Source organism: Mycobacterium alsense (assembly GCF_002086635.1).
GTDB lineage: Bacteria > Actinomycetota > Actinomycetes > Mycobacteriales > Mycobacteriaceae > Mycobacterium > Mycobacterium alsense.
Genome location: NZ_MVHD01000008.1, coordinates 1 through 22,441, shown reverse-complemented (window position 1 = coordinate 22,441; position 22,441 = coordinate 1). Strand labels below are relative to the sequence as shown.

The 22,441-nt window shown below is 70.5% G+C and carries 17 protein-coding genes and 1 pseudogene; 8 read left to right on the top strand and 10 right to left on the bottom strand.

Annotation, left to right across the window (positions count from 1 at the left end; translation table 11 throughout):
* Window positions 1–13: 13 nt before the first annotated feature.
* Window positions 14–1,111, bottom strand: coding sequence for a cytochrome P450 (locus tag BST11_RS07235; protein ID WP_083137277.1), 1,098 nt, complete (start codon window positions 1,109–1,111; stop codon window positions 14–16).
* Between the two features lie 84 nt (window positions 1,112–1,195).
* Between BST11_RS07235 and BST11_RS07230 the strand changes: the two genes are divergently transcribed.
* The 4 genes from BST11_RS07230 to BST11_RS07215 all read left to right on the top strand — a co-directional run bounded on the left by BST11_RS07230 (window position 1,196) and on the right by BST11_RS07215 (window position 5,915).
* Window positions 1,196–1,771: a TetR/AcrR family transcriptional regulator gene (locus BST11_RS07230; protein WP_244897561.1), complete on the top strand. Its 576-nt coding sequence runs from the start codon at window positions 1,196–1,198 to the stop codon at window positions 1,769–1,771.
* 47 nt (window positions 1,772–1,818) lie between these two features.
* Window positions 1,819–3,396 carry a glutamine-hydrolyzing GMP synthase gene (gene guaA, locus BST11_RS07225; protein ID WP_211284669.1) on the top strand — a complete coding sequence of 526 codons (1,578 nt, stop codon included), beginning with the start codon at window positions 1,819–1,821 and terminating at the stop codon, window positions 3,394–3,396.
* A 264-nt stretch (window positions 3,397–3,660) separates the two neighbouring features.
* Window positions 3,661–4,338, top strand: coding sequence for a hypothetical protein (locus BST11_RS07220; RefSeq protein WP_083137275.1), 678 nt, complete (start codon window positions 3,661–3,663; stop codon window positions 4,336–4,338).
* The gene (locus BST11_RS07215) at window positions 4,335–5,915 is read left to right on the top strand and encodes a DNA polymerase Y family protein (RefSeq protein ID WP_211284667.1); all 1,581 of its coding nucleotides are present in this window, start codon (window positions 4,335–4,337) and stop codon (window positions 5,913–5,915) included. The genes BST11_RS07220 and BST11_RS07215 overlap by 4 nt, the downstream gene beginning before the upstream one ends.
* Here BST11_RS07215 and BST11_RS07210 read toward each other — a convergent pair.
* The 4 genes from BST11_RS07210 to BST11_RS07195 form a co-directional block, all read right to left on the bottom strand.
* Complete coding sequence (locus BST11_RS07210; RefSeq protein WP_083137274.1) at window positions 5,906–7,063, bottom strand: alpha-hydroxy-acid oxidizing protein; 1,158 nt, start codon at window positions 7,061–7,063, stop codon at window positions 5,906–5,908. The genes BST11_RS07215 and BST11_RS07210 overlap by 10 nt on opposite strands.
* 13 nt (window positions 7,064–7,076) lie before the next feature.
* A complete protein-coding gene (locus tag BST11_RS07205) occupies window positions 7,077–10,226 on the bottom strand; it encodes an FAD-binding and (Fe-S)-binding domain-containing protein (RefSeq protein ID WP_083137273.1) in 3,150 nt (1,049 codons plus the stop codon).
* Window positions 10,223–12,034, bottom strand: a complete 1,812-nt coding sequence (locus BST11_RS07200) for a thiamine pyrophosphate-requiring protein (protein WP_083137272.1) — start codon at window positions 12,032–12,034, stop codon at window positions 10,223–10,225. The genes BST11_RS07205 and BST11_RS07200 overlap by 4 nt, the downstream gene beginning before the upstream one ends.
* Before the next feature lie 128 nt (window positions 12,035–12,162).
* Window positions 12,163–13,947, bottom strand: a complete 1,785-nt coding sequence (locus tag BST11_RS07195; RefSeq protein ID WP_083137271.1) for a glycoside hydrolase family 15 protein — start codon at window positions 13,945–13,947, stop codon at window positions 12,163–12,165.
* A 262-nt stretch (window positions 13,948–14,209) separates the two neighbouring features.
* On the opposite strand from BST11_RS07195, the gene BST11_RS27560 reads away from it, so the two are divergent.
* The 3 genes and pseudogenes from BST11_RS27560 (at window position 14,210) to BST11_RS07185 (ending at window position 16,192) form a co-directional block, all read left to right on the top strand.
* Entirely contained in the window at window positions 14,210–14,350 is a 141-nt protein-coding gene (locus tag BST11_RS27560; RefSeq protein WP_158086771.1) for a hypothetical protein, read from the top strand.
* A 5-nt stretch (window positions 14,351–14,355) separates the two neighbouring features.
* A pseudogene (locus BST11_RS28405) lies at window positions 14,356–15,008 on the top strand (class I SAM-dependent methyltransferase).
* A gap of 74 nt (window positions 15,009–15,082) precedes the next feature.
* Window positions 15,083–16,192: an enolase C-terminal domain-like protein gene (locus BST11_RS07185; protein ID WP_083137270.1), complete on the top strand. Its 1,110-nt coding sequence runs from the start codon at window positions 15,083–15,085 to the stop codon at window positions 16,190–16,192.
* On the opposite strand, the gene BST11_RS07180 is transcribed toward BST11_RS07185, so the two are convergent.
* The 4 genes from BST11_RS07180 to BST11_RS07165 are packed head-to-tail and all read right to left on the bottom strand — an operon-like array spanning window position 16,155 to window position 20,115.
* A complete protein-coding gene (locus BST11_RS07180) occupies window positions 16,155–17,156 on the bottom strand; it encodes a nucleoside hydrolase (protein ID WP_083137269.1) in 1,002 nt (333 codons plus the stop codon). The two genes, BST11_RS07185 and BST11_RS07180, sit on opposite strands and share 38 nt — an antisense overlap.
* Entirely contained in the window at window positions 17,147–17,341 is a 195-nt protein-coding gene (locus BST11_RS07175; RefSeq protein ID WP_083137268.1) for a 2OG-Fe dioxygenase family protein, read from the bottom strand. Before BST11_RS07175 ends, BST11_RS07180 begins: the two co-directional genes overlap by 10 nt.
* Window positions 17,335–19,356 (bottom strand): SDR family oxidoreductase, encoded by a 2,022-nt coding sequence (locus BST11_RS07170; RefSeq protein ID WP_083137267.1) that lies wholly within the window; start codon window positions 19,354–19,356, stop codon window positions 17,335–17,337. The genes BST11_RS07175 and BST11_RS07170 overlap by 7 nt, the downstream gene beginning before the upstream one ends.
* A 57-nt stretch (window positions 19,357–19,413) precedes the next feature.
* A complete protein-coding gene (locus BST11_RS07165; RefSeq protein WP_083137266.1) occupies window positions 19,414–20,115 on the bottom strand; it encodes a histidine phosphatase family protein in 702 nt (233 codons plus the stop codon).
* A 96-nt stretch (window positions 20,116–20,211) separates the two neighbouring features.
* On the opposite strand from BST11_RS07165, the gene BST11_RS07160 reads away from it, so the two are divergent.
* Complete coding sequence (locus BST11_RS07160) at window positions 20,212–21,084, top strand: MaoC family dehydratase (protein ID WP_083137265.1); 873 nt, start codon at window positions 20,212–20,214, stop codon at window positions 21,082–21,084.
* An 8-nt stretch (window positions 21,085–21,092) separates the two neighbouring features.
* Here BST11_RS07160 and BST11_RS27555 read toward each other — a convergent pair whose 3' ends face one another.
* Window positions 21,093–22,433 carry a hypothetical protein gene (locus tag BST11_RS27555; protein WP_483406802.1) on the bottom strand — a complete coding sequence of 447 codons (1,341 nt, stop codon included), beginning with the start codon at window positions 22,431–22,433 and terminating at the stop codon, window positions 21,093–21,095.
* Between the last annotated feature and the right edge of the window lie 8 nt (window positions 22,434–22,441).

The window sequence follows — 22,441 nt, the reverse complement described above, 5'->3', positions numbered from 1 at the left end:
AGAGGATCCCGATTCACCACGACACCGGGAGGGTGACGAGCCCGCCGGCGAGCGCGTCGCCTCGCATCGGCAACGTCGCGGGATCGGCCGTCAGGTGCATGGACGGGAATCGCGAAACGAGTTGGCTGAAGACCACTTTCAATTCCATGCGTGCCAACGGAGCCCCGATGCAGTAGCGCGCGCCGTATCCGAACGCCACGTGGGTGGCTTCCCTGCGGGCGATGTCGATGCGTTCGGGATCGGTGAACACCAGCGGGTCGTGATTGGCCGATCCGACGTCCAGCAGCACGAGGTCCCCGGTGTGGACGGTCGCCCCGTCGATGTCGAAGGTCGTGCGAGCGTAGCGGGGGATCCCGCCCACGCCACCGGCGATGGGCGCGCCGCGCAACAGTTCCTCCACCGCGCTGGTGACCAACGCGGGGTCTCCCGTCAGCGCACGCCACTGATCGCGGTTGGTCAGCAACAGCAACGTCCCGAGCCCGATCTGGACGACCGTGGTCTCGTGCCCGGCGAACAGCATGAACATCGACAACGCGGCGGCGTCCTCGTCGGAGACGCCGTCGGTGGCGCACAGCCGGGATATCACGTCGTCGCCCGGCTGGGTGCGCTTGCGTTGCACCAGCTCCCGGCCGTATGCGAACAGCTCGGCCAGCCCGCGCTCGGAGCGGGCGTGATCGCGCACGTTGCTGGCATCGTTTGCCCACGACCGGAAACGGTCGCGGTCGGCATAGGGTACGCCGAGCAGCTCGCAGATCACCAGGATCGGCAGCGGCACCGCCAGCCGCTCGTGCAGATCGGCCGGCGGGCCGTGCTCCGCCAGTTCGTCCAGCAGCCCGGTGGCCAGCGCCTGGACCCGTGGCTCCAGCGCCCGCAGATGCCGGGGCGCGAAATGGGGCTGCAGCAGCGCCCGCATCCGACTGTGGTCGGCCGCTTCGGTTTCGAAGTCGCCCAGGGGGCCGCCGAACAACGCGGATTCCCCGGTGCGCGCCGCGGTGTCGGGGTCGGGGTGCGAGCGGCCGAGGCGATCGTCGTCCAGCAGCGGGCGCACGTGGGCGTAGTCGGTGACCAGCCAGGCCGGGTGGCCCACCGGCGTGCGCACCCGCTGGATCATCTGCGTCCTCCGCGTGCCAGATCATGTATAGATACTTATATACAAGATAACTTGTATACTGAGGCCTAGACAAGAGGAGGTGGCGTGACCGCCGTCCGCTCGGAGCCGACCCGCCGGATGCCGCGCGCCCAGCGGCGCCAACAGATCCTCGAGGCGGCCACGCGCGCGTTCGCCCGCGGCGGATTCGCCAACACCGGCCTGGACGCCATCGCCGCCGAGGCCGGTGTCACGCCGGTGATCCTCTACCGGCACTTCGCGTCGAAGGCCGACCTGTACCGGGGAGTGATCGAAAGCGGTCACATGCGGCTGCGCGAGGCCACCGGGGGGGACCACCTCGACGACGCCAGCATCCCCGCGCTCATCCGCGCGGCCGCGGCCGATCCCGACGCCTTCCGGCTGCTGTATCGCTACGCCGCACGCGAACCGGAATTTCGTGACGTGATGGACGCGCTCGTGGAGAGATCGACCGATATCACCCGCCGGCACCTCGCGGACGTAGCCGACGACCGATGGCGGGGCTGGGCGGCGCGGCTGCTGCCGAGCATGACGATCGACGCCGTCATCGCCTGGCTCGATGCGGGCCAGCCCGACCCGGATCAGGCCGCCGTGCGGATCCGCCGGGTCGTCGACGCCGTGATCCGGTCGGCCGCCGCGCACTAGGACGCCGACACCGCTGACACCCGGCGCCGTGCCACTAAGCTTGCGGCGTGGCGAAACCTGTCGACTCCGAGGCGGCCGGCCCGGCGCATCGGCCCGTGCTGGTCGTGGACTTCGGTGCCCAGTACGCGCAGCTGATCGCCCGGCGGGTCCGGGAGGCGCGGGTGTTCTCCGAGGTCATCCCGCACACCGCCTCGATCGAGGAGATCAAGGCCCGCGATCCGGCGGGCATCGTGCTGTCCGGCGGCCCGGCCAGCGTCTACGCCGACGGTGCGCCGCAGCTCGATCCCGCGCTGTTCGACCTGGGGTTGCCGGTGTTCGGCATCTGCTACGGCTTCCAGGCGATGGCGCAGGCGCTCGGCGGCACGGTCGCCCACACCGGCACCAGCGAGTACGGCCGCACCGAGTTGAAAGTGCTTGGCGGCGAACTGCATTCGGACCTGCCCAGTGTCCAGCCGGTCTGGATGAGTCACGGTGACGCGGTGACGGCGGCCCCGGACGGATTCGACGTGGTGGCCAGCAGCGCGGGCGCGGCGGTGGCCGCCTTCGAGAACCGGGAGCGGCGGCTGGCCGGGGTGCAGTACCACCCGGAGGTGATGCACACCCCGCACGGCCAGCAGGTGCTCAGCCGGTTCCTGCACGACTTCGCCGGGCTCGGCACCGAGTGGACGCCGGCCAATATCGCCGGTGCGCTGGTGGAGCAGGTGCGTGCGAAGATCGGTGACGGCCATGCGATCTGCGGGTTGTCCGGCGGGGTGGATTCGGCGGTCGCCGCGGCGCTGGTGCAGCGCGCCGTCGGGGACCGGTTGACGTGCGTGTTCGTCGACCATGGGTTGTTGCGCGCCGGCGAGCGAGCGCAGGTGCAGCGCGATTTCGTCGCCGCCACCGGCGCCAACCTGGTGACCGTCGACGCGGCGGACACCTTCCTGCAGGCGCTGTCGGGGGTGACCAACCCCGAGGGCAAGCGCAAGATCATCGGCCGGCAGTTCATCCGTGCGTTCGAGGGTGCGGTGCGGGATGTGTTGGGGGACAAGCCGGTTGAGTTCCTGGTGCAGGGCACGCTGTATCCGGACGTGGTGGAGTCCGGCGGGGGCAGCGGCACCGCGAACATCAAGAGCCACCACAACGTCGGCGGCCTGCCGGGCGACCTGAAGTTCAAGCTCGTCGAGCCGCTGCGGCTGCTGTTCAAAGACGAGGTGCGCGCGGTCGGGCGGGAGCTGGGCCTGCCGGAGGAAATCGTTGCGCGCCAGCCATTTCCGGGGCCGGGGCTGGGCATCCGCATCGTGGGCGAGGTCACCGCGGGTCGCTTGGAGACGTTGCGGCGCGCGGACTCGATCGCGCGCGAGGAGCTCACCGCCGCCGGCCTGGACAACCAGATCTGGCAGTGCCCGGTGGTGCTGCTGGGCGACGTCCGCTCGGTCGGGGTGCAGGGCGACAACCGCACCTATGGGCATCCGATCGTGCTGCGGCCGGTGTCCAGCGAGGACGCCATGACCGCCGACTGGACCCGGGTGCCCTACGAGGTGCTCGAGCGCATCTCCACGCGCATCACCAACGAGGTGCGCGAGGTCAACCGCGTGGTGCTGGACATCACCAGCAAGCCGCCGGGCACCATCGAGTGGGAGTAGCTGGCCGCCGGCTTATGCCGCGAAGCTGCAACTGCCGACGCCTCTTCTCGAGAAATGCGTTGCCAGTTGCAGTTTCGCGGTGTGTCTGCGCGATCGTCACGTTGTTCGCCACCGATACCACGCTACTCAAAAGCACCATTTGCCACACCAGCATCGCCCGCCTAAAGCAGCATCTTGCGTTGCTTGACGGTTGTCAGAGGGTGGGTGTTTACTCGCAAATGTATCGAACATAAGTTCGAAAAGAGCTGATCGAGGAGGTTGGTCATGACCGCGGCTTTTGCCTCCGATCACCGTGCTGACCAGCTGGAATCGCTGCGCCGGCGGATGGCTCAGATCTCCGGAAAAATGTCGGGCGCGGTGGCCGGGGCCGCCGCCCCCGCCGACGACCTGCTGCCGGATTCGGAATCCCGGCTGGCGCTCCCGGGGTGGCTTGCGGAGTCGCTGCCGGTGCCGTTGCCGCGGGGCACGGTGGCGGTGCTGTCGGGGGCGCGGTCGCTGTTGGTGAGCATGGTGGCCGCGGCGACGGCGGCCGGCGGCAACGTCGCCATCGTCGGCCAGCCGGACATCGGGCTGCTGGCCGCCGCGGAGATGGGGGCGGACCTGAGCCGCCTCGCCGTGATCCCGGATCCCGGAACCGATCCGGTCGAGGTGGCCGCGGTGCTCATCGACGGCATGGACCTGGTGGTGCTCGGCCTGGGCGGGCGCCGGGTGCCGCAGACGCGGGCGCGCGCGGTGGTGGCGCGGGCCCGCAGCAAGGGGTGCACGCTGCTGGTCACCGACGGCGACTGGCAGGGCGCGCCGACGCGGCTTGCGGCCCGGGTTTGCGGCTATGAGATCACCGGCGGCGGCCGCCCGGGATTCGGCCGGATCGGCAGCGTACGGCTGCAGGTGAGCGGGGTGTGCGCGGGCAGGCGGGTGGCCGGCCGGGCGCGAGCCGGATGAACCCTTCCGGCTCAAGGGTTTTGGCGATCTGGTGCATGGACTGGCCCGCGGTCGCGGCGGCGGCGGCCGCGGACCTGCCCGCGACGGCCCCGATCGCGGTCACGCTGGCCAACCGGGTGATCGCCTGCTCGTCGGCCGCGCGTGCGGCGGGGGTGCGCCGGGGGCTGCGACGACGGGAGGCGGCGGCGCGTTGCCCGCAGCTGCACGTCGCGACCGCCGACGCCGACCGCGACGCCCGCTTCTTCGAGGGGGTGGTCGCCGCGGTGGACGACCTGGTGCCCCGCGCCGAAGTGCTGCGGCCCGGGCTGTTGGTGTTGCCGGTGCGCGGCGCGGCCCGCTACTTCGGCTCCGAGGCCCAGGCCGCCGAGCGGCTGATCGACGCGGTGGCCGCCGCCGGCGCCGAGTGTCAGGTCGGCATCGCCGACCGGCTGTCCACCGCGGTCTTCGCCGCGCGGGCGGGCCGCATCATCGAGACGGGGGGCGACGCGAGATTCCTTGCGGCGCTGTCGATCCGGCAGCTGGCCACCGAGCCGAGCCTGTCCGGCCCTGGGCGCGAGGAGCTGACGGACCTGTTGTGGCGGATGGGGATTCGCACCATCGGTCAGTTCGCCGCGCTGTCGCGGACCGACGTGGCCTCCAGGTTCGGCGCCGACGGGGTGGCCGCGCACCGCTTCGCCCGCGCCGAACCGGAGCGGGGTCCGTCCGGGCGCGAGCCGCCGGAGGAACTCGAGGCCGTGCTGGACTGCGACCCGCCGGTCGACCGGGTCGACGCCGCGGCATTTGCCGGGCGCTCGCTGGCCGGCGCGCTGCACCGGGCGCTGATGGCCGCCGGGGTGGGCTGCACCCGGCTGGCCATTCACGCCGTCACCGCCAACGGCGAAGAGCGGCAACGGGTGTGGCGGTGCGCCGAGCCGCTGACCGAGGACGCCACCGCCGACAGGGTGCGCTGGCAGCTGGACGGGTGGTTGAGCAACAGGAGGGCGCAAGACCGCCCCACGTCGCCGATAACGCTGCTGCGGCTGCGGGCGGTGGAGGTGGTGTCGGCCGGGGCCCTGCAGCTTCCGCTTTGGGGCGGCCTGGGCGAGGAGGACCGGATGCGGGCCCGCCGCGCGCTGGTGCGGGTGCAGGGCCTGCTCGGCCCGGAGGCGGTGCGGGTGCCGGTGCTGTCCGGCGGTCGCGGGCCCGCCGAACGCATCACGCTGACCCCGCTGGGCGACGAACCGGTGCCGCAGGCCGACCCGGGCCTTCCGTGGCCCGGCCGGCTGCCGGAGCCGTCGCCGGCCGTGTTGCTGGACGACCCGGTGGAATTGGTTGACGCCCAAGGCAATCCGATACGGGTGACCAGCCGGGGGATGTTCTCGGCCGACCCGGCGCGGCTGACCGCGCCCGGCCGGGACGAGCGGCTGCGCTGGTGGGCCGGGCCGTGGCCGGTCGACGAACGGTGGTGGGATGACCGGGGTAGGGCCGGTCAAGGGGAAAGTCGCACCGCCCGCGCCCAGGTGTTGCTGGAGGACGAGCGGGCCTTTCTGCTGTGCTATCGCCGGCGGCGCTGGTACCTCGAGGGAAGCTACGAGTAAGTGGGCCGCAACGCCTCCGGCGTCAGGTCCTTGAGCGAGGCGTACCCGTCGACGGCCATGATCAGGTCCGCCTCGGCCAGCAGCGAGCGCAGCACGTGCACGATGCCCTCGACACCGCCGAGGGCCAGGCCGTAGGCGTACGGGCGGCCGATGCCCACCGCCGTGGCCCCCAGCGCCAGCGCCTTGATGACGTCGGCCCCGCTGCGGACGCCCGAGTCGAACAGCACCGGCATCCCGTCGGCGGCCTCGAGCACCCCGGGCAGGCAATCCAGGCAGGGCAGTCCGCCGTTGGCCTGGCGACCGCCGTGGTTGGAACAGTAAATGCCGTCGACGCCAATGTCTTTGGCGCGGCGCACGTCGTCGGGGTGACAGATGCCCTTGACCAGCAGCGGCAGGCTGGTCTGGTCGCGGAGCCACTCCAGGTCGCTCCACCGGAACGGGCCACCGAAGATCGGCAGCTTGCGCACCGCCGCCTCGGTGGCGTCCTCACCCGGATCCAGGCCCGCGCGAAAGACCGGGTCGGAGGTGTAGGTGGCCAGGCATCCGCTGGGCACCTGGGGGTAGTTCCCGCCGCTCAGGTCGCGCGGCCGCCACCCGGTGACCCAGGTGTCGAGGGTGACCGCGATGCCCTTGAACCCGCATGCCTCGGCGCGGTGCACCAGGCTGGCGGCCATCTCGCGGTCCGGCGGCGTGTACAGCTGGAAGAAGCCCGGCGTATCGCCGAGTTCGGCGGCGACCTCTTCCATCGGGTCGGACGTGAGCGTCCCCACGAAGAACGGCACGCCCGTGCGCGCCGACGCCCGCGCCGCGGCCAGGTCGCCGTGGCCGTCCTGGGCGCACACGCCGATAACACCGATGGGCGCCATGAAGATCGGGGACGGCAGCGCGATGCCGAACAGCTCGACGGACATGTCGCGCTGCTCGGGGGCGACGCCCATCCGCGGATACAGGCCCCAGCGCTTGAAGGCGTCGCAGTTGGCCCGCTGGGTGTGCTCGTCGCCGGCGCCGCCGGCGACGTAGTCCAACACCTTCGGCGGCATCGCCGCGGCCGCCTTTGCCTCCAGGTCGGCGAATCTGATGGGGTAGGGCGGCTGGCGTCCGGCCTGACCCTGCGCGTACAGCTCGTTTTGGTACTCGGCAAAGGGCATGGTGGGTTCCCTCCTAATCGCTTGCGGGCCAGAGCTTTCGCGCCGCAGCCACCCCGGCCAGTGCGGTCGCGCCCAGCGCCGCCACCGGCACGGCCACGCGGGCAACGCGCTTCCGTGGGCTGGGTTCGGGCCGGCCCGGCGCCGCCGCGGATCCGATGTCGGCCGAGCTTTTCGCCATGGCCATGATTTGACCCAGGTGCAGCGCGTCCGCCGAACCGGAGTCGCTGATCTGCGTCTGGCAGGAGAACCCGTTGGCCACCACCAGCGCATCCGGGTTCTTCCGGATCGCCGGCAGCAAAGCCTGCTCACCGCAGTCGAGCGAAAGTCGGTACTTGCCTTGCTCGAATCCCCACGAGCCGGCCAGCCCGCAGCACCCGCCGGAAACCGGTTCCACGTCGATGCCCATCTTCTGCAGGACCTGCTGGTCGGCGTCGACACCGCCGGTGGCCCGCTGGTGGCAGTGACCCCACAGCAGCGCCCGCGCGGTCGACACCTTGGGCACCTCGACGTCGAACTCCGTGAAGAACTGCGCGAAGTGATAGCTGTTGCGCACCAGGCGGTCCGCGTCGTCGTCGTGCGGCAGCAGCTTCTTGAGCTCGTCCTTGAAGACCGCCAGGCAGCTCGGCTCCATCCCGACGACCGGTGTGCCGGCGCGTATTTCGCTGCGCAACTGCTCCAGAACGTCGTGTAGGTAGTGCTCGGCGACGTCGAGGAAGCCGTAGTCGTACAGCGGGCGGCCGCAGCAGATGTGCCCGGTGGGCATGATCACCCGCCACCCGGCCGCCTCGATCGCCTCGACGCATGCGACGCCGACGTCGGTGTGCAGGCGGTTGTTGAAGGTGTCGGGAAACAGGATCACCCGCGGCCCGGAGGCGTTGACGACCGGACGCGCGGCGAACCACTGTTGCAGCGTCATCGGCGCAAAGGTGGGCAGCGGCCGATGCCGGTCGATCCCGCCGAGGGCCTTGGCGATTCGGGAAATCCCGGGCGTCTGGGTCGCGAAATTCGCCAGCTCCGGCACCGCACTGGCCAGCCGCGCGGCCTGGTCGATGAACCCGAACGCGTAGGCATAGCGCGGCCGCCAGCGGCGCAGCGAGCGGAAGTGGTGGTAGAGGAACTCCGCCTTGTAGGTCGGTATGTCCACGTCCACCGGGCAGTCGCTGGTGCAGCCCTTGCAGGCCAGGCACAGGTCCAGCGCATCGGCGACCTCGTTGGACTGCCAGCCGTCGGTGATCACCTCGCCGCGCAGCATCTCGAACAACAGCCGGGCCCGCCCGCGGGTCGAGTGCTTCTCCTCCTTGGTCACCTGGTAGCTGGGGCACATGGTGTCCTGCGCCTCCGGGACCCGGCACTTGCCGACGCCGACGCAGCGCAGCGCCGCATGTGAGAAGTCGCCGTGGTCTTCGGTATAGGCGAATTTCACCTTGGGCCGCGGCGGGTTGTAGTCGGTGCCGAGCTTGAGGTTCTCGTCGAAGCGGTACGGGTCGATCACCTTCCCGGGGTTCATCTTCCACTCGGGATCCCAGATCAGCTTGAACTTGCGCATGGCTTCCATCAGCCGTGGCCCGTACTGCTTGTGCAGCAGCTCGGCGCGCTGCTGGCCGTCGCCGTGCTCCCCGGACATCGACCCGCCGTAGGACGCGACCAGGTCGCCGGCCTCCTCCATGAACGTGCGGTAGTTGACCAGCCCGTCCTTGTGGCGCAGGTCGAAGCCGACCCGGGAGTGGATGCAGCCCTCCCCGAGGTGGCCGTACATGGCGCCGCGCAGGTTGTGCTTGGCATAGAGCCGCTGCAGGTCGCGCACGTAGTCACCGACCCGCCGCCACGGGACCGCGGAGTCCTCCCAGCCCGGCCAGTGATTTCCGCTGTCGACCGGAAACGCGGTGGACCCGAGCCCGGCCTCGCGGATCGCCCACAGCTCGGAGCTGTTCCCGCCGTCCTGCTTGGCGCGGGCCAGCACGATGCGGTCGTCCTCGATGTGTTTCTTCTTCTTCAACCAGCGCACGAATTCCTCTGCGCGCTCGAGGGATTCGTGCGGCTCATCGGACCCGAACTGCACCATCAGCCAGGCCCCGGTGGAATCCGGGCGCGGCAGCGCGGCCCGCCCGGCGGCATTGGCCCCGGTGAGTTCCTGGTCGTGCACCAGCATGTGGTCGACGGCCTCGAGCCCGATCGGCTTCCACTCCATCATCTCCGGGGCGAGGTCGCCCGCCGCGCCGAGCGAGTCGAACTCCACCACGACCACGGTGCGATGCAGCATGGCCGGGGTGAGCATGACGGTGGCGGTCAGCGCCACCGCGCAGGTGCTCTCGGTCCCCACCAGCGCGCGGGCGACGTTGAAGCCCCGCTCGGGGAGCAGCTCGTCGAGGTTGTAGCCCGACACCCGCCGCGGCACATCGGCCACATCGGCGAAGCCGTTGCGGATGTCGTCGGCGTACTCGTCACGCAAATCCCTTAGCGCGGCGTAGATTTCGCCCTTTCGACCGCCGGCGGCGATGATCGCGTCGAGGTCTTTTTCCTCGTCGACGCCGACGGTGAATCGGGCACCGTCATAGGTGACGATGTCGAGCTCGTGGGTGTTGTCGGAGGTGCGCGGCCCCGGCCCGTAGAAGCGGGACTGCACCGAGTGCACGCCACAGGAGTTGTTGCCGATGTTGCCGCCCAGGGTGCACCGCGAATGCGACGACGGGTCGGGGCCGAACACCAGCCCGTGTTCGCCGGTGGCCTTGTTGAGCTGTTCGTTGATCACCCCGGTCTGCACGGTGGCCAGGCGGTTCTGCGGGTCGATGTCGATGATGTCGGTGAGGTACTTCGAAAAGTCGATCACCACCGCCACGTTGACGGTCTCCCCGGACAGGCTGGTGCCGCCGCCGCGGCACAGGACCGGGGCGTGGTAGGCGTGGCAGGCCCGGACCGTTTGCACGACATCCTCCAGCGTCTCGGGGACCACCACCCCGATCGGAACCTGGCGGAAGTTCGAGGCGTCGTTGGCGTACATCGCCAACGACGCGGTGTCGAACCGCACCTCGCCGCTGACGTGCCGGCGGAGCTGGCTTTCCAGGCCGGTGACGTTGACCTTGTCGACGCTGGCCATTCCGGCGGCGAAGCGCGTGTCGGGGCGGGCCGGAATGGTCCGCGACCGGTCGGCCCGCAGCAGGCTCATTCCTGTTCGCTCCGGCCGCCGACGCTCTTGATCGACTCGGTGAACTCGTGCATCTTCTGCTTGGCGCCCTTCTTGCCGATGCTCACGCGGTCCGGATCCTTCCGGACCGCCTTGGCGGTCTTCTTCGCCATCATCTTCTTGATGTGCGGCGGGACCGGCGGGATGTCCTTGTCGACGACCACCTCCAGCACCACCGGACCGCTGGCCGCCAGCGCCTGGTCCCAGGCCTCGCCGATCTTCTTCGGGTCGTCACAACGGATGCCGGTCAGCCCGAGCAGCTTGGCGAACTCGGCGTAGGGGACATCCGGAATGTACTGTGAGCCCTCGAATTTCGGCTCACCGCCCATCGCGCGCTGCTCCCAGGTCACCTGGTTGAGGTCTTCGTTGTTGAACACACAGAAGATCAGCGGGCCGTCGGAGAGCCGATCCTTGTAGCGCTTGACGGTGATCATCTCGGCCAGGCCGTTCATCTGGAACACGCCATCTCCGATGAGCGCGATCACCGGGCGGCCGGGGTGGGCGAACTTGGCGGCAATCGCATACGGCGTCCCCGGCCCCATCGTGGCCAGGTTTCCGGCCAGCGACGCGGCCATCCCCGGGCGCATCTTCAGGTGCCGCGCCCACCAGTTGGCGACCGAACCCGCGTCCGTGGTCAGGATCGCGTTGTCCGGCAGCCGCTTTGACAGCTCGTGGGCCACCAGTTCGGGATTCAGCGGGTCGGCCTTGTCGTGCGCGCGCTTGTCCAGCACCGCCCACCACTCGGAAACCTCTGTTTCGATCTTGTCTCGCCACGACCGGTCGTCCTTGCGTTTCAGCAGCGGAACCAATTCGTGCAGCGTGCTTTTGGAATCCCCGACGAGATTGGCCTCCATCGGGTACCGGGTCCCGATCATCTTCCCGTCGAGGTTGATCTCCACGCCGCGGCACTGCCCCTCCTCGGGCAGCCATTCGGCGTAGGGGAAGCTGGTGCCGACGAAGAACAGGGTGTCGGCGTCGGACATCATGGCGTGGCTGGCGGTGGAGCCCAGCAGCCCGATGGGCCCGGTGACGTACGGCAGGTCGTCGGCGAGCACGGCGCGGCCCAGGGAGGTCTTGGCAACTCCCGCGCCGAGTAACTCGGCCGCCTGAATGACCTCGTCGACGGCCTCGACGGCGCCCTGCCCGACGACCATCGCGACCTTCTTGCCCTCGTTGAGGATCTGGGCCGCCTTCTCCAGTTCGGATTGCGGCGGAATCACCCTCGGCTTGGTCCAGCCGACGCTGGTGTACACCGCCCCGTGCATCCGCGGCGGGGAGGGCACGGCCTCGGACTCGCCCACATCCTCGGGCAGGATGATCGTCGCCACCGTCCGGTTGTTCAGCGCCACCTTGCACGCCCGGTCGACGAGTTGCCGCGCCTGCTCCGGTGCCATGCAGATCTGCACGAAGTCCGACGAGACGTCCTTGTACAGCGACAGCGGGTCGATCTCCTGCTGGAAGGCCGCGCCCAGCGACATCCGCTTCTGCTGGCCGACGATGGCGACCACGGGGTGGTGGTCGAGCTTCGCGTCGTAGAGGCCGTTGAGCAGGTGGATCGCGCCGCCGCCGGAGGTGGCCAGGCAGCAACCGATCTCACCGGTGAACTTGGCGTGCCCGGTCGCCATGAACGCGGCCATCTCCTCGTGGCGCGGCTGGATCAATTCCGGGTCGCCGCCGGCCCGGTCGAGGGCGCCGAGCATCGACAAGATCCCGTCCCCGGGATATCCGAAGATCCGGTGAATGCCCCACTGGCGTAGGCGGTCGACGATGAAGTCGGCGGTTTTCGGCATGATCGCTCCTTCAATCCGGCCAGCGGCCAAGTCGCTGTCGAGTCCGTAAGTGCCCGTGGCAACGGTTGCCGAGGGTCACGATCGGTGCTTACCCGGCGCGACCGCCGTCAAACAGCCCAAACTGCGAGTCATCCGGTGCCGGTGCCAACGCAGCGGCCGCTGGCGTCGGCGAGCCGGTGCGCGGCTTCCAACAGCAGGGCATGCACGAAGGCCTGCGGCAGGTTGCCGCGCAGCTGACGCTGTCCGATGTCGAATTCCTCGGCGAACAAACCGGGTGGACCGCAGGCCGTGCGGTTGCGCTCGAACCAGCGCACGGCCGCCACGGTGTTGCCCTGCTGATGATCGGCCAGCGCCATCAGGAATCCGCACAGCAAAAAGGCGCCCTCGGCCTCGCCGAGTGGCCGCTCGTCGGGGCGGAACCGGTACACGAAGCCGTGCCGGCCGAGATCGGAACGCACCGCTTCGAGGGTCGCGATGCTGCGCGGGTCGTCGGCCGGAACGGCTCCCCGAATCGAGGGCAGCAGCAGCGCCGCGTCGATGCGCGAATCATCGGGTGCGCGTTGCCATCTCCCCGAGGGGTGCAGGCAGTCCGAATTCGCGTCGGTCACCAGACGGCCGGCCAGCCCATCCCACTCGGCCCGCTCGCGCGCCGGGGCCACCTCCGCGATGCGCCGCAGTCCCGCCGCGCAGATGAGCCGCGACTCCGCCCAGTGGCGGTTGCCGAGTTCCCAGACGCCGGCGTCCGGTTTGCGCCACCGCCGCCCGATCGCGTCCACCAGCGTTTGGGCGGCGCGCCACCGCGCGCCGTCGAGGCGGTCCAGCCGGCCGGCCGCCGCCAGCAGCAGCAGCGCCTCCCCATACACATCGAGCTGGAACTGGCCGGTCACCGAGTTGCCGAGCTGGGTGACGGCGCCGGGATAGCCGGGCAGGTCGAGCTCCCGCTCCTCGGGCAGGGCCGTCCCGGTGACGGTGTAGGCCGGACGCAACTCGGGCCCGTCGGCGAGCACCCGTTCGGTGACGAAGCGGACCGTGTCGTCGAGCAACGGGTGCGCGCCGGCCGACGCGATGGCCTGCCCGGTGTAGCACTGGTCGCGAATCCAGCAGTACCGGTAGTCGTAGTTGCGGCCCTGTTCGGCCCGTTCCGGCAGCGACATCGTCGCCGCCGCGACCATGCCGCCGCCGCCGCTGGTCAGGCCGCGCAGCACGGCATACGCGGTCCCCACGTCCACATCCGCGAGGGTGCCGGAGAACTCCGGAACGGCGCGCGCCCACGCCCGTTCGGTGTCCGCCCACGCGTCGTCGGCGCCGGCGGGGTGTCGACCCAGGTCCCGGTCCGACAGCTCCAGCACCAGGTCGTGCTGGGTGCCCGGGGCGACGTCGACAACCCCCTGCAGCGAGCCGTCGTCGCAGCGGCGGGCGGCACCCGCGCCGGCCCAGCGGAACCGCAGCGGACCCGACCGTCCCGTCCAAATAGCGTCGGTGTGCGACAGGTCCCGCATGTCATCGGCGCCGAAGTCCGCACGGAGGTCGAGCGCGACCCGGACGCGCGCCGGCCCGTCCAGGGCGCGGATGCGGCGCAGCACCACGGCGGTGTGCGGGTCGCCGGGAAACGCCAACGCCTCGCGGCATTCGACGATGCCGTCGGTGGTCACCCAGCGCGACCGCCAGATCAGGGACCGCCGCTCGTAACGGCCGCCCCAGACGAAGCGCGGTGGGTCGGGTGCCACGGCGTACACCCCGCCACCGCCGAGCAGCGAGTTGAAGGCCGCCGGACTGTCCCAGCGCGGCAAGCACATCCAGCAGAAGTCGCCGCGCGGGCCCACCACGATCCCGCGTTCGCCGTCCGCGAGCAGGCTGTACTGCCGGAGCACCTGTGGTGGGAACTGCCGGGCCAGTGGGGGTATGTCGCTCATCGGTTTCCTTCGCCTTCTGCCGCGCATACCCCGTCCGGCGTGCCTCGATTCGTCGACGACGATTCCGGTCGGGACCGTTCGCCGGGGACGCAGGACGGTGCGGGTGCTTCGCCCCGTGTCCGCCGGCGGGCACCACCTCGTCAGCCGCCGCCCGTTGACACGGCGCTGCGTCTGGGTTGGGAAAGAAACAGGCCGGTCTTCGGCCTGCAGGACGACCACCCATCACCGGATTTCTGGGGCGCCGCTTGATCAGGAGAGCGTCATGAGCCAGGCCATCGAGACCTTCCGCTCCGCGATCGCGTGGAGCGCGGGATTTTTACGCGAATCGCCAAGCGCCACGGCGCTTCTGGAGGTTGAAATCGGTGCGCCCGTTGGTTTCCAGGGTGAGTTGGCTACGGGGTGATCGCCATGACCGCGCTAAAGCCGTTCTATGCGGACTCTCAGTCGACCTACGACATATCGGATGAGTTCTTCTCGTTATTCTTAGACCCCCCAATGACTTACACGCGTACTTCAAGCGCGACGGGATGACACTCGAAGAGGCCCAAACCGCCAAGTTGGATCTGGCGCTGGACAAGCTCAAGCTCGAGCCGGGAATGACGGTGCCCGACATCGGCTGCGGCTGGGTTCGGCCCTGGTCCGGGCCGTCGAGAAGTACGACGTCGATGTCATCGGTATCACGCTGAGCCGCAACCACACAGCATCTTTTCCTATCCTCAGCGCTACATGCGCGAGCACGGCATCACATTGACGATGAGCGATCTGCGGTTTTCCGTTTTCTGCGCACCGAGATCTTCCCGGGAGGGGAGATGCCGGGCAAGCACGACGTCCTGGAGTACTCCGAGGCCGGCGGCTTTTCGGTGGAAGAAATCGAACTACTGCGGCCGCACTACATACGGACCGTGGACACCTGGGCGGAAAATCTGCGGGCCAACCGCGAGCGCGCGATCGCCATTCAGTCCGACGAAGTCTACGACCGCTACCTGCGCTATCTGACCGGCTGCGCGCAGCTTTTCCGCAAAGGCATCTCCAACGTCGGTCGATTCGCTCTGGTCAAATAGGCCGCAGGGCCTTCGTTTTCCGGACGGTCCCGGCCGCGGCGCATACCCGGGTTGCGCGCGGGTAGTCACCCGGCATGGCGTTGCGTGCGAGCGAACCGATCGAGATCGAATCCGTGGAGACCTCGGCCTACTCCATCCCGACCGACGCGCCGGAGTCGGACGGCACGCTGGAGTGGGACTCGACGACGTTCATCCTGGTCGGCGTGCGGGCCGGCGGTGAGCTCGGAATCGGCTACACCTACGGCGGCACGGCCGTGGCCACCGTCGTGCGTTCCAAGCTGGCCGGCGTCCTTGCCGGTGCGGATGCGCTGCAACCCCCGGCCCGGTGGGCCCAGATGCAGCGCGCGGTGCGCAACCTGGGCAAGCCCGGCCTGGCCGCCGAGGCGATCTCGGCCGTCGACATCGCGCTGTGGGACCTGCGTGCCCGCCTGCTGGGTGAGCCGTTGGTCATCGCGCTCGGGGCCGTTCACGACAGCACACCGATCTACGGCAGCGGGGGATTCACCTCGTACGACAACGAGACGTTGCGCGCCCAGTTGTGCGGCTGGGTGGAGGCCGGCATTCCCCGCGTCAAGATGAAGGTGGGCCGCGATCCCGACGCCGACATCGGCCGGGTTGCGGCCGCCCGATCGGCGATCGGCGACACCGAGTTGTTCGTCGACGCCAACGGCGCATACACCCGCAAACAGGCCCTGCTGTGGGCGCAGCGCTTCGCCGAGCACGACGTGCGCTGGTTCGAGGAGCCGGTGACCTCCGACGACCTCGACGGCTTGCACCAGCTGTGCGAGCAGGGGCCCCCCGGAATGGACATCGCCGCAGGCGAATACGGATATCACCTGCCCTACTTTCACCGCATGCTCGCCGCGGGCGCGGTGGACTGCTTGCAGGTCGACGTCACCCGCGCCCTCGGCATCACCGGAGCCCTCAAGGTCGGCGCGCTGTGTGACGCCCGCGGCATGGACGTCTCACTGCACTGCGCCCCACAGATCAGCGGCCAGGTCGGCACCGCCGTCTGGCATTTGCGCCACCTCGAGTATTTCCACGACCACGTGCGAATCGAAGGCTTGGCGTTCGACGGCACCATCGATCCCGAGCCGGGCGGCGTGCTGCGCCCGGACCGGTCGGCGCCCGGGCACGGGTTGAGCGTCAAGCACGCCGACCTCGAACAGTTCCGGGTCGCGTGATGTCCTGGCCGCCGAGCCGGCGCGCGAACGGACCGACCCGCCCGATGAACCCGTCGAAGAACGCCGTGGCGTCCACGTCAACCCCGATCAGGGCGTTGGCTTTTCGGCCCGTCCCCCAGGACGCGGACGTCACCCCGCGGGTAGCGACATCCGCCAGCTCGACCTCCACCGTTCCCGCCCGGGTCGGCACCAGGCGGGGGTCCAGCGCCACCGCCGCGGCCAGCGGATCGTGCATGAACGCGACGTAACCGTGGCCGCGGTCCTCGTGGGATTCGAAGTAGAACCGCATAGCATCCTCGATCACCGACATCAACGGGGACGGGCCCGCGATCCCGGCCAGCCCGGCCAGGAGCTCCGGCGTCATGGCGACGCGCCTGGTGAGGTCCAAACCGCAGACGATCGGAAGCCGTTGGTGCCCCGCCCAGCCGGCGAAGACCTCGCCCGCCGCCTCGGGATCCACCCGAATGTTCCACTCGGCCAACGGGTTCGTGCCGTGCCCGAAGGAGCCACCCATGATCACCAGCCGTCGTAGCTGCGTCGGCAGCGCGGGTTCGGCGCGCAAGGCGAGCGCCAGATTCGTCAGCGGGCCGGTGACCAGCCCGACGAGGTCCCCCGGATGGGCGCGCGCCGCGGCCAGCCACGCCTCCGTGGCGTCGTGGCCGGTGAGGATCCGGGGGGTGCGGGGGAGTTTGGCATAGCCCAAACCCGTGGGGCCGTGGAACTTCGAGTGGTGGGGCCACCGGCCGCACAGCGGCTCGTCGGCCCCTTTGGACACGGGTATGGCCGGGGCCCGGCACAATTCGAGCAAGCCGAGGTTGTTGGCGCAGACCTGTTCCACGTGGATGTTGCCGCCGGTGGAGGCGATGCCCACAACGTCCGCGTCCGGACTGGCCAGCAGGTAGATCAACGCCAGCGCGTCGTCGATACCGGTGTCGACATCGACGAAGACGGCGTTTACGGCCATCCCGAATCGTACGTCACCACGAGGACGTCGCGCTGCGCCGGCCCGCGGCCGTCGAGCGGCCGGATCGGTGAAACCCCGTGCAGGGTGCGACGATCGTCGCCCACGAGCAACGCTCCGGCCTCGGTCAGCGTCGTCCCCAGCAACTGCCGACCATGCGTCGCTAAACGCGTCGGCTCGGTTACCAATGCACTCCGGGCACCAGCCGCACCAGTCGTTTGACCGGTCGGGGTGTCCGGATGCCGCCGGTGACGGCGCGCACGGGGCGCTTGGGCCTGCGTTTCGGCGGCCGGGCCTCCATGTCCGGCGGCGGAAGTCCGCGCGCCGCGGCCGAATCGGGATAGCCCAGGTACAGCTGATGCAGGATGCGCCGCGACGTCCTGGGCGCGAAGTAGTTGCCGGCCTCGGCGAGCGTGCCCAGCGGGGTGTCGATGCGCGCCGGCTTGTCGACGAGGCCGCGCACCACCATCGCGGCCGCGCGCTCGGGGCTGATCGCGGGCACCGGGTTGAGCCGGTGTGACGGCGCGATCATGGGCGTGCGGACCAGCGGCATGTGGACGTTGGTGAAGGTGATGTGGTCGGAGAGCGTCTCGGACCCGACGACGTCGGCGAACGCGTCGAGGGCGGCCTTGGTGGGCAGGTATGAGCTGTATTTGGGATTGCGGGCCTGCACGCCGGCGCTGGACACGTTGACCACGTGACCGAACCGGCGCTCGCGCCAGTGCGGCAGCAGCGCCAGCACCATCCGCACCGCGCCGAAGTAGTTGACCGCCATCACCCGCTCGTAATCGTGCAGCCGGTCGGTGGAGTTGACCACCGAGCGGCGGATCGACCGGCCGGCGTTGTTCACCAGGTAGTCGACGTGGCCGAAGCGCCCCAGGATGTCCTTGACGGTGTGGTCGACCGACGTGGAGTCGGTGACGTCGCACGTGAACGCGTAAGCCTCGCCGCCGTTGGCGCGGATCTCGGCGACCAGCTGATCGAGCGCGTCGGCGTTGCGGGCCAACGCGAACACCGTCGCCCCTCGCTCGGCCACGGCGATCGCCGACGCCCGCCCGATCCCGCTGGACGCGCCGGTGATGATGACGTGGCGGCCGCGCAGCGGCCCCTTCGGGTCGGCGCGGCGTGCGCGATCGGGATCCAGGTGCTCGGCCCAGTAGCGCCACAGCCTGGGCGCGTAGTCCGCGAACTCGGGGACTCCAGGGCCATCAAAGCCGGTGGCAGCCAAGGCCTTTCGCGTCTCTTCGCTGACGAACTGCGGCGCCAGGTCGACGACGTCGAAGACCTCGGGGGGAATCCCCAGCTGGGTGGCCCCCATGTTGCGCAGCACCCTGGCGCGCCCGCGCAGCCCGAGCACCGGCGCGGCCGTCGAGCGGGGCAGCGACCCGCGCAGCGGTGGCAACCCGGCCGCCTTGGCGACGCCACGGTAAATGCCGCGCAGCCCAATGGTTTTGGGCGCGGTGAGGTGAAACGTTCGCCCGACTGGCCCCTCCGGCCCGTCGGCGTGCATGAGCGCCACGAGCGCGTCGGCGACGTAGTCGACCGGGACGATGTTGGTGCGACCGGTGTCGGGCAGCAGGATCGGGGTGAACCTGGGCAGCACGGCCAGCCTGGCGAGCACGCCGAAGAAGTAGTAGGGCCCGTCGATCTTGTCCATCTCGCCGGTGCGCGAATCGCCCACCACCACCGCCGGGCGGTAGACGCGGTAGCGCAGCGCGGGCGCCGACCGTACCAGCGACTCGGCCTCGAACTTGGTCCGGTGATAGGCGGTCGGCAGCTGCTGTCCGACGTCGAAGTCCTCCTCGGTGTACTCGCCGCGGAAGTCGCCGGCCACGGCGATCGACGACACGTGGTGCAGGGTGGCGCCCAGCCGTCGGGCCAAGTCGATGACGGCCCCGGTCCCCTCGACGTTGGCGGCCCGCTGTTCGGACTCGCCGGCGGTGATGTCGTAGACCGCCGCGCAGTGCACGACGTGGTCGACGGCCCCCAGTTCGGCGAGGGTCTCGTCGGCCACGCCCAGCTCCGGCAGCTCGCCGACCAGGGGCTTGACCCGGTCACCCCACTGCGCGGCGAGGCGTTCGAAGCGGCCCAGCGACGCGCGGCGTACCAGCACCCAAACCTGCGCATCCGGGCGGGTTTCCACCAGGCGAGACACGACGCGGCGACCAATAAACCCGGTACCGCCGGTAACGACATACCGCATGCCAGCCATCGTGGCTGCTGGTGGCCGCAGCGTCAACCGGCGCTTTGAACACCGGGATCAGCCCGTGAAGTCGCGGATGCCGTCCCAGTCCTCGAGCGTCCAACCGGTCACCGGATTGCCGCTGATCACGACGCGGCCGGTGTTGGGCAGCGGATGCTTGGTCCGCAGCTCGTCCCTAGCGTTCTTCACGTTCATCAGCGTCCAGTACTCGATGGCGAACTTGTGGCCGAACACCACCGGTTTGGCGTTTTTGCTGTCGTAGATCTTCTGAACCGCCGCGGTGAAGCGGTCGTTGAACTCCTTGCCGCTGACCGACCCCGGGATTCTGTTCCGGACGTCGCCGTTCAGCCAGTCCGCCGGTGCCAGCAGGTACGTCGAGGGATCCATCGAACTCGGCTTGCCCTCGAACCACCCGGCATCGATCTCCTGGATGCCCTGCAGCACCTCCACCCGCTTGTGCAGTTCGGCGGCCAACGGCTCGGCGGTCTGCTGGGCTCGCGTCATGGTGGAGGCGTAGACGGCGTCGTAGTTCTTGCCGAGGAGTTGGTGCGCGATCTGCTCGGCCTGCCCCTTGCCCGCCGGGGTGAGGCCGGGGCCCGGCACCGTGGTGTCGGTGACCCCGTCGGCGTTGGCCTCCGACTCGGCGTGCCGGATGAACGTCAGCGTGATGCTGCGCTGCTGCGGTGATGAGCCGCAGGCACCGACGATTACCATCGCGGCGAGCACCGCCGCTAGTTTCCAGATGCTCCCCTTGCGCATGCCGATAGCCTGCCCTGCCGACGGTGCCCGGGGGAAGGGTTTGCGATGGTTAGCTAGCGAAAAGGCGCGATTCCATCAGTCGAGAGGAGACCCCGCATGGCGATTGACCCGAGCGCGGTCGGCGCGGTGACCGAACCGATGCCGTTCGAGTGGACCGACCGGGACACGCTGCTGTATGCCCTCGGCGTCGGCTGCGGGACCGACGACCTGTCGTTCACCACCGAGAACAGCCACGACGTCACCCAGCAGGTGCTGCCCACCTACGCGGTGATCTCCTGCCCGGCGTTCGGCGCGGCGGCCAAGATCGGAACGTTCAACTGGGCCATGCTCTTACACGGATCGCAGGGTGTGCGGTTGCATGCGCCGCTGCCGCCGGCGGGCAAGCTGTCGGTGGTCACCGAGGTCGCCGACATCCAGGACAAGGGTGAAGGCAAGAACGCGGTCGTGATGCTGCGCGGCCGCGGCACCGACCCGGACTCGGGCAAGCTGATCGCCGAGACGTCGACCACGTTTGTGGTCCGCGGCGCGGGTGGCTTCGGGGGGCAGCCGGGCCAGCGCCCCGCGGCGCCGGAGTTCCCGGACCGCGAGCCCGACGCCCGGGTCCCGCTGCCCACCCGCGAGGACCAGGCGCTGATCTATCGGCTCTCCGGTGACCGCAACCCGTTGCACAGCGATCCGTGGTTCGCCCGCGAGCTGGCCGGGTTCCCCAAGCCGATCCTGCACGGGCTGTGCAGCTACGGGGTGGCCGGGCGCGCGCTTGTCGCGGAGCTGGGCAAGGGTGTGGCCGCCAACGTCACCTCGATCGACGCGCGGTTCAGCTCGCCGGTGTTTCCCGGTGAGACGCTCACGACGCTGATCTGGCGCACCGAGGCGGGCAAGGCGGTGTTCCGCACCGAGGCGTCCGGCGCCGAAGGCAACCCCGCCCGGGTGGTGCTCGACGACGGGGCGGTGGAGTACACGGAGGGTTAGCTGACGGGCTAGGTCCCGGGGGCGCCGGCGGCGCCGTACAGCTTCCCACCGGTGCCGCCGGGCGCCCCGGCGCCGGGGGCGCCGGGGTTGGCGCCGGTCCCGCCGTTGCCGCCGCTACCGCCGTTACCCCCGTTGCCGACGTACTGGGCACCGCCGCCGGCCCCGCCCGACCCGCCGCCACTACCGTCGCCGGTGCTGCCGGCGGTCCCACCGCCCACGCCGGCGCCGGGGTTGCCGCCGTCGCCACCGGCCCCGCCGTTGCCGCCGCCGCCGCCATTGCCGTACAGCAACGCGCCGTTGGCGCCGGTCCCGCCGCTACCGCCGATGCCGCCGTCGCCGCCGTTGCCGCCGTTGCCGCCGCCGGCGCCCCCGTCGCTGCCGCCGTGGCCGCCGGTTCCGCCGTTGCCGCCGTCGCCGCCGCTGCCGGCGCTTCCGCCATTGCCGATCAGCAACCCGCTGCGGCCGCCGTTGCCGCCGTTGCCGCCCGCGCCGCCGGCTCCGCCGGTACCACCCGTGCCGCCCGGGGTGGTGCCGTCCCCGTTGGTACCGAGTTGAGCACCGCCGCCGTTGCCGCCGTCGCCGCCGCCGCCGGCGTTACCGCCGCTGCCGAACAGCCCGGCGTTGCCGCCGCTCCCGCCGTCGCCGCCTTTGCCCCCGGCACCGCCGGTGACACCGTTGTGGACGCTGCCGCCGGGGGCCGCGGTGTTGCTGCCGCCGGTCCCGCCGCCGCCTCCGGCCCCGGCGTCGCCGAACAGCGTCCCGCCGTTACCGCCGGTGCCGCCGTCACCGCCGGCGCCGCCGACCGCGCCGGTCTCCCTGCCCTTGGTATCCCCGCCGATTCCGCCGTTGCCGCCGTTACCGCCGGCACCGATCAGTCCGGCGTGCCCGCCGGCCCCGCCGTCGCCGGCCGCCCCGCCAGCGGAGTTGGTGCCACCGGCGCTGTTTGTCCCGCCGGCCCCACCGTCCCCGCCGTCGCCGCCGTTGCCGTACAGCGACCCGCCGTTGCCGCCGGCGCCACCGCTTCCGGCGGCACCGCCCGGGCCCTGCCCGCCGGTTTGGTTTCCGCCCGCGCCACCGGCGCCGCCGTGCCCGCCGGTGCCGATCAGCCCGGCACTGCCACCGGTCCCGCCGCTACCCGCGGCGCCACCGGCCCCGCTCGCTCCATTCTGGCCGCCGGCCCCGCCGGCGCCGGCGGCGCCGCCGTTGCCGTACAGCCACGCGCCGGCCCCGCCGTTGCCGCCCGAGGCGCCCACGCCACCGGTGCCCTGGGCGGTGGTGCCGCCGCCACCACCGCCGATGCCGCCGGCACCGCCGTTGCCGTACAGCAAACCGGCCGCCCCGCCGGCCACGCCGACCC

Coding starts and splice junctions, on each gene's coding strand:
- BST11_RS07215 (WP_211284667.1), top strand. CDS start 4,335: ATGAACCCTTCCGGCTCAAGGGTTTTGGCGATCTGGTGCATGGACTGG.
- BST11_RS07205 (WP_083137273.1), bottom strand. CDS start 10,226: ATGAGCCTGCTGCGGGCCGACCGGTCGCGGACCATTCCGGCCCGCCCC.
- BST11_RS07195 (WP_083137271.1), bottom strand. CDS start 13,947: ATGAGCGACATACCCCCACTGGCCCGGCAGTTCCCACCACAGGTGCTC.
- BST11_RS07180 (WP_083137269.1), bottom strand. CDS start 17,156: ATGGCCGTAAACGCCGTCTTCGTCGATGTCGACACCGGTATCGACGAC.
- BST11_RS27560 (WP_158086771.1), top strand. CDS start 14,210: ATGAGCCAGGCCATCGAGACCTTCCGCTCCGCGATCGCGTGGAGCGCG.
- BST11_RS07235 (WP_083137277.1), bottom strand. CDS start 1,111: ATGATCCAGCGGGTGCGCACGCCGGTGGGCCACCCGGCCTGGCTGGTC.
- BST11_RS07185 (WP_083137270.1), top strand. CDS start 15,083: ATGGCGTTGCGTGCGAGCGAACCGATCGAGATCGAATCCGTGGAGACC.
- BST11_RS07200 (WP_083137272.1), bottom strand. CDS start 12,034: ATGCCGAAAACCGCCGACTTCATCGTCGACCGCCTACGCCAGTGGGGC.
- BST11_RS07165 (WP_083137266.1), bottom strand. CDS start 20,115: ATGCGCAAGGGGAGCATCTGGAAACTAGCGGCGGTGCTCGCCGCGATG.
- BST11_RS07210 (WP_083137274.1), bottom strand. CDS start 7,063: ATGCCCTTTGCCGAGTACCAAAACGAGCTGTACGCGCAGGGTCAGGCC.
- BST11_RS07220 (WP_083137275.1), top strand. CDS start 3,661: ATGACCGCGGCTTTTGCCTCCGATCACCGTGCTGACCAGCTGGAATCG.
- BST11_RS07160 (WP_083137265.1), top strand. CDS start 20,212: ATGGCGATTGACCCGAGCGCGGTCGGCGCGGTGACCGAACCGATGCCG.
- BST11_RS07170 (WP_083137267.1), bottom strand. CDS start 19,356: ATGCGGTATGTCGTTACCGGCGGTACCGGGTTTATTGGTCGCCGCGTC.